This window comes from Anaplasma marginale str. Florida, from assembly GCF_000215485.1.
Classification (GTDB): Bacteria; Pseudomonadota; Alphaproteobacteria; order Rickettsiales; family Anaplasmataceae; genus Anaplasma; species Anaplasma marginale.
The window spans coordinates 1-6,128 of sequence record NZ_AFMS01000086.1; the positions used below are offsets into that span (position 1 = coordinate 1).

General features: G+C 48.5%; 5 protein-coding genes, 1 tRNA gene and 1 pseudogene. 1 reads left to right on the top strand and 6 read right to left on the bottom strand.

The window, feature by feature from the left end; translation table 11 throughout:
- A pseudogene (locus tag GAC_RS05955) lies at positions 1-198 on the top strand (aminotransferase class I/II-fold pyridoxal phosphate-dependent enzyme); the annotation flags it as partial.
- Between the two features lie 245 nt (positions 199-443).
- Here GAC_RS05955 and GAC_RS05960 read toward each other — a convergent pair.
- From GAC_RS05960 to GAC_RS02435, 6 genes are all read right to left on the bottom strand, one after another.
- Positions 444-857, bottom strand: coding sequence for a peptidylprolyl isomerase (locus GAC_RS05960; protein WP_241760128.1), 414 nt, complete (start codon positions 855-857; stop codon positions 444-446).
- Positions 838-2,340 (bottom strand): peptidylprolyl isomerase, encoded by a 1,503-nt coding sequence (locus GAC_RS02415; protein WP_241760129.1) that lies wholly within the window; start codon positions 2,338-2,340, stop codon positions 838-840. The genes GAC_RS05960 and GAC_RS02415 overlap by 20 nt, the downstream gene beginning before the upstream one ends.
- 168 nt (positions 2,341-2,508) lie before the next feature.
- A complete protein-coding gene (tsaB, locus tag GAC_RS02420; protein WP_010267469.1) occupies positions 2,509-3,093 on the bottom strand; it encodes a tRNA (adenosine(37)-N6)-threonylcarbamoyltransferase complex dimerization subunit type 1 TsaB in 585 nt (194 codons plus the stop codon).
- 27 nt (positions 3,094-3,120) lie between these two features.
- Entirely contained in the window at positions 3,121-4,293 is a 1,173-nt protein-coding gene (locus tag GAC_RS02425; RefSeq protein WP_010267470.1) for a cation:dicarboxylate symporter family transporter, read from the bottom strand.
- Between the two features lie 161 nt (positions 4,294-4,454).
- Positions 4,455-5,690, bottom strand: a complete 1,236-nt coding sequence (locus GAC_RS02430) for a cation:dicarboxylate symporter family transporter (protein ID WP_223822852.1) — start codon at positions 5,688-5,690, stop codon at positions 4,455-4,457.
- Positions 5,691-5,713: 23 nt separating this feature from the next.
- Positions 5,714-5,787: transfer RNA gene (locus GAC_RS02435), tRNA-Arg, on the bottom strand.
- Positions 5,788-6,128: the final 341 nt, after the last annotated feature.

Sequence of the window (6,128 nt, forward strand, 5' to 3'; positions counted from 1 at the left end):
TTGGTAAAAGGGCTGAGGGCTTTGTAATCGCCAATGGTACGGATTTTGCAAAGTATTTGCTCCAGCATAAAGTTGCCGTTGTGCCGGGCGTAGCGTTTGGTGCACCGGATTTTTTTCAGGATTTCATACGCACTCGCGGACGATGAATTATCCCGAGCTTGTGACAGAATAGTATCTGCTTGTGCCGCGTTGCTGTAATGTGTTTGTGACTGAGATGTGTAGCAGCAACCGTCGCGGATTGCGCCCTTCTTATCATGAAATCGCTCAGTGCAGCAACCTGTTAGCGTGACAGTCACGGTTTTTAGTCTCCTGGCAAGGTTGAGACACAGCATTGCTTACAGACACACGGCAACTCTACCGGAGTCACCAAGACCTAAACGCTCTGCAAACCCGCCACCAGAGGGAAAACAACCTTTCTCATTCCCTCCCGATAGCCCGCGCCGCTATACCCCTTCAAGCAGCTTTTTATTAATCTTGACGCCGTACTTGTTTGTGAGATGACTAAGCAGCTGCCGCCTGATGGATGATATCGCGCTGCTGGTGAAGTGCGCCTGGAACTCTTTTAGCTCTTTTTCATTGACCTGGCCTGGGGTCTTGATGTCCTTAAGCGTTGCTATAAAAATCTTATTTGCGCCTTGATCTATCACCCCCTCGCCCACGTCACCTATGCGCATTTCAAACACTTGGTCGACAAGATCCTCCGGATAGTTGCTACTACCCTTTTTCCTGTTTACCCTGCTGATATTTTCATTCTTTTTTGTCACAATGCCCACAGCACTACCTGGGTTTTCGCCCGCTTTTAGCTTCGCTGTCAGATCGCTGGCAAGTTTGAGCATCTCACCAACCACGAAAGTCATTTTTCCACTTATCTAGCAGCAGAGACTTACTCTCATCGAAAGTCCTGGTCCTTGAAGGCGTGACGCCGGTTACTATGACACTAAAATATGCATTGCCGATGCTGACAAAATGCGAAGGCTTGCCCACCTGGGATGAAAACGCAAGGGGCGGCAAAGCCCCAACTATGCCCGGAAAGGACGACTCCTCCGCATATGTGTGACTCTTGCCTGTAGAGTCCTGCCCGTTACTGTCAAAATCTTTTAAAGCGCCTATGGCAGGCTTTTTGAACACGTCTGCAACTTCGGAGAACGACGTAGCACCGTGACTTATCATCTCATTGGCTTTCCTGATACTGGCGGAAAACAACTCTCTAGCCTTCTGCCTTTTTATGCTCATTGCAACCTTTTCCTTGAGCTTTTTCAGATCTTTTGCGGAAATAGGGTGCTTGCTCAAAATCTTCATGACATGCCACCCCACGACACTGCGGAAGACCCCGCTTACCTCCCCTTCGTTCAGATCAAACACCGTGTTTCGGACCTCGATCGGCAAAAGCTCCTTGGTGACGTTTCGCAGGGTAACTTCCTCCACTGTTGTGCCCAAGTCTTTAACAACCGCCTCGAACGCCTTCCCTTCCTTGATGGCTTTATAGGCGGCGCTTGCTTCGCTCTCACTAGGAAACACGAGATTCAAAACATCTCTCTGGTCATGAAGTTCGCTATTCTTTATCTCGCTTTCTACCTCGTCATTGGAAGCGGTAACCTCGTCCAGCGCGTCGTCCTCGCTGACGATCATATATTCCGCGCTCCTGTATTCGGGCATAATCAGCTCACCATTTTTAGTGCCTTCGTTGTACATCGCTTCCAAGTCACTGTCGGTAGGTGTTGAGGTGTTTTCCACAGCGCTTTGTGAGATTTCCACTATATCTACCGTGCGAGACTGCATAATGCCGCGCAGAACGTCCTGCGCAAATCCGTCGTAATACTGTGAATATACTTCACCTGACCTTGGGAAAATACATTCGGACAACACAAATGCCGGAAGAGAGTCACGCACCTTCCCAATGTATGAAGCCTCAGTCATCCCCGCATCAGCCAGTAGGTCTTTAAACCTTTGTTCGTCTAGCTTCCCGCTTTTGTCCTGGAACATGGGCATGTCCCCTATCAGGTCTCTGATGCTCTTATTGCTTACCCGCAGGTTTAGCTCTTTCGCAAACTTTTCCAGCACCATGTCGTCAACCATCCTGCTAAGCGTCATCTCCTTAACGCCAAACCGCTTTATGTCATCTTCAGATAGCTTTTGGTGCACCAAACTTTCTATATATGACAGCTCCCCACGGTAAGCCATGCTGTACTCCCTCAGTGACAGGCAACTTGAGCCCACTTTCGCCACACACCTATCACTTGCGGTACCGCCAAAGGGTAGCACACTACCGAATGTGACAAACACGAAAGCGCACAACACCGCGGCGAGAACCGCACCCACGAAGACGTTTCTGAGCCTCATAGCAAGCCACCAGCAGACCGACCTGTCTCGAGGAATATAGCAAGCCGCGGCAATCTGCAAGTTTTTTCTCGCGGCATAACTACGAATAATGGGGCCATAACGGCGGTGCGCTGTCACCCATGGTTACTATTTGCAGTGGCATAGGCTGGCTTCCAGTACTTCTAGATTTTAGGTGTAAGAACGGGAATAAATCGGAGCAAGTGGGGTTTCCGGCAATTTGTGCAGCAGTTTATATACAAGAAACTCGGCGGCAGTTCTGGCATTTGTACTGTCGGGAATTTTGCAACAGCGAAGTGTAGCGTAGCCTTCTTCAGATATTAAATTGCGTTCTGCTATGGCGGCATTGGTGATGGGAATCAGCTTGCTGTTGAACACCTGGCTGTACGCGCGGCTGTCGTTGGGTAGCTCTACTATGGACAGTATGTCTTTACCTGTGGGACCGTGTTTTGATATGAGATATGCCTGGAGCTCGAGCAAGGTTACCGCATGTACAGGGATGTTTGAAACCAACCTGAACCCCTGTAAAGCGGCGAGAGAGGCTCTCAAGCCCGTGAAACTGCCCGGCCCAACGGTGGCCACGGTATGGGTGAGGCTAAGGTAAGTAGATCCAGAATCTGCAAGTGCGGAGTCAATGAGAGAAAACAACGACTCGGCATGTCTGTTATGTAAGGGGCTGACCGCCTCAGAGAATTTTTGTCTGTCTACGTCAAATACCGCAACGGCACACTGGGTGCCTGAGGCATCCAACGCCATAACCTTCACCTACACGCCTCCCTATGTTTATTTCTTCGAGATTAGTAGTTTATGGGCCTTCGTAAACAGTATCGCAAATGCCCCGTTCCCAAAAATATTTACAAGCGTGATGCCCGGGTCACACAAAACGTACAACGTGGTTATTAGGGACGACATAGTAGGGGAAAAGTGAAGATACTTTTCTATTATAGGCAGCATCACTATAACCCCACCTCCAGGTACTCCCACTATTGCGAACATGGATATCAGGAAACAGAGCATGAACAAAATGGCGTCAGACGCGGTAACGTACTCAATGCTGCCGAACGTACCCGATATTACTAGTGACATTATTACGATGAAAAAGCAATCTCCCAACATGTGTATGTTGATTACAGCAGGCACTGCTATGTCTACGATATCCGGGTTTTCAGAGTCTTTCTTCACCGATTTTATAATCAAGGGTAGGGAGATGAGGCTAGACATGGTAGTGAAGCCGACTAGTGCAGCGGGTACCATATTTTTAAGCATCGCTATGGCTTTGCGTATAACAAAACGCTCACCTACGCAGTAAAATAGGACAATATACGTAGACACCGCAAGGAACATGTAGAACCCCACCTCCGCGTTGTCGCGGAGCACTTGTGACAGCTGGTCACTCTGCATTTTAAATACGAGCCCAACGATGAAAAGGGGAATGATGGGCGTGAAAACCTTCTCCAGGACAAATGCACTGATGCGCGACAAAGTAGCGGCGGCCTTTTCTGATTTCTGTGGCAGAAATTTTGGTAAAATCATCCCGCACAAAAACCCCGCGATTACGGCCTTGATCGTGCTCACCAGAGGAGGGAGGTGAAACACGTATGAGGGCTCCAGCCCCCCATTTGTTGCTGCATTTTGAAGTACTACGGTTTTGCTGGTAGATGCAATATACTTACCAACACAATACGCTGAGGATATCGACGCCGCATTTGAGAGCACCACCATAGTGATCAGCAGCACTACTATCTTGACTGCATTGCCGCTTTGTAGCCGGCTTACCGACCTGAAAACGACGCCGAATACTATAAACGGTAGTAAAAAGACCAGTACTTCCTTTATGGATAAACTTACGGCGTATGAAAAGGACCGTACTTCATACGGTACGAAATCTGCGAATGCGAATGCCAGCAACGAGAGTGCCAGCAAAAGCCCAAATCTCAGGGAATGTTTATTGAACATATGTTTCCAATCGCTTAAAAAAGCCCCGCGTCTGTGTGCAGGCAAATGCCGGCGCATACGCCATTGTATGGGGCCGAAACCGCCGATGGTATATCCTAAGTTCGTGCATGTAAATAAATTTTTGGCTGTTAATCCCAATTTAGTAATATAGAAAACATTTGTTAACGTATGCGACCAGATACGCTCGCTCGTTTGGGCTTTTTCTTCTGATGAAAAAGCAAGTCATGCACCCTTGCAAACAGCACGGAGAACGCCCCATTGCCAAACACATTCACCGCAGTGATTAAGGGGTCAAGCAGAATGAAAAGTGTAGTAGCGAGCGAAAGCATGGTAGGCGAAAAATGCAAATACTGCTCAACCACTGGAAACATAAGCACTAATCCCGTTCCAGCGACTGCAGCCTCGGCAAACTTCATCAACACCACATACACCAGGAAGTGTACGTAATCAGAGGTTGTAACAGCCTCTGTCCCAAGCGTTGCCACCAGCAGCGGCAATAACATTACAGAGACGAAACAGTCTCCGAGTAGGTGTATATTGACGGAACCTGGCACAGATATGTCTGCAATGTGCGGGTGCTTGATGCTCCTTTTCACGGCGGTGAGCGTCACTGGCATGGTCAGCAGACTAGACATTGTGCCCAACCCGGTAACGACCGCCGGAAGCATGTTTTTCATCGTTCCAAGGGCTTTTCGCAGCGAAAAACCACTCCCTGCAAGATACAGGAATGTAGTGTACAAAAACGCAGAGGCAAAGATGTATACTACAACTCCCGCATTGTCCCGCAAACTGGTAAGAGCGCCTTCACTCTCCATCTTGAAGGCGGATCCTAGTATGAATATTGGAAGTACGGGTGCAAATATCCGGTCAAGAATAAAAACACTCAAGTTAGATAACTTTTCAGACAAGTCGATGGACCTTTTGCCCAACACTGCAGGAAGTATTATCCCGCACGTGAAGCCGAGCGCCAGTGACTTTGCGCTGCTGATCAGAGATGGTAAATGGAAAGTGGCATACAGTGGCTCTAGCGTGCGCGCGTTTTGTTGTGCACCTGAGATTATTGAGTGGGTTGCTGAAGTTGATAGGTAGCTTCCGAGGAAATGTGCCACGGCCACCGATGCGGAGTTTGACAGCGCTACCATCGAAATTAGGAGAAGTAATGTCTTTACAGCGCTATCTCCCCGCAATTTGCTTGTGGAGTGAAAAACAATGCTGAAAACTACCAGTGGAAGCACAAACACCAAAACCTCTTTGATAGAGAGGCTAGCTGCGTAGCACAGGGACTTTAGCGTGTAGGGGACATAGTCCGCAAAGCAAAACGCGGCCACCAAAACCAGCAGGAGTAATACAAGCTTGAGCGACTGAGTAATAACCATACGCAAAAACAGGAACAACAAATGGGAGGTGCACCACAGCGGCACGCGCCCTGGACGACTCGAACGCCCGACCTTTTGATCCGTAGTCAAATGCTCTATCCATCTGAGCTAAGGGCGCATCTAAGCAACCGGTAGGTTATCGATTAAACGCGCCCGTGTAAACAAAATTCTTTTAGAAACTTACGTTTTTATCAGGCCTTGCATCACCGAACCTCCAGACATCACTGTGTGCCGATAAATGTGGTCGTTGCTCGCAGTGCCTCAGCCATGGTGCCGTGGCATGTTGCGCGTTAAGTGAGAGCTACAGAATCAATTTGTCAACAAGTTTAAATGTTTGTGCGATGCACAGAATTGTTGCTAACATTCGACGAAGGTCACGTGCTGCACTTTGCTTTGCAGTGCGTAGAGATAAAACGTGGTTCTGAATTGCTTAAGAATTTGAAGATAAAGTCTGCCGGG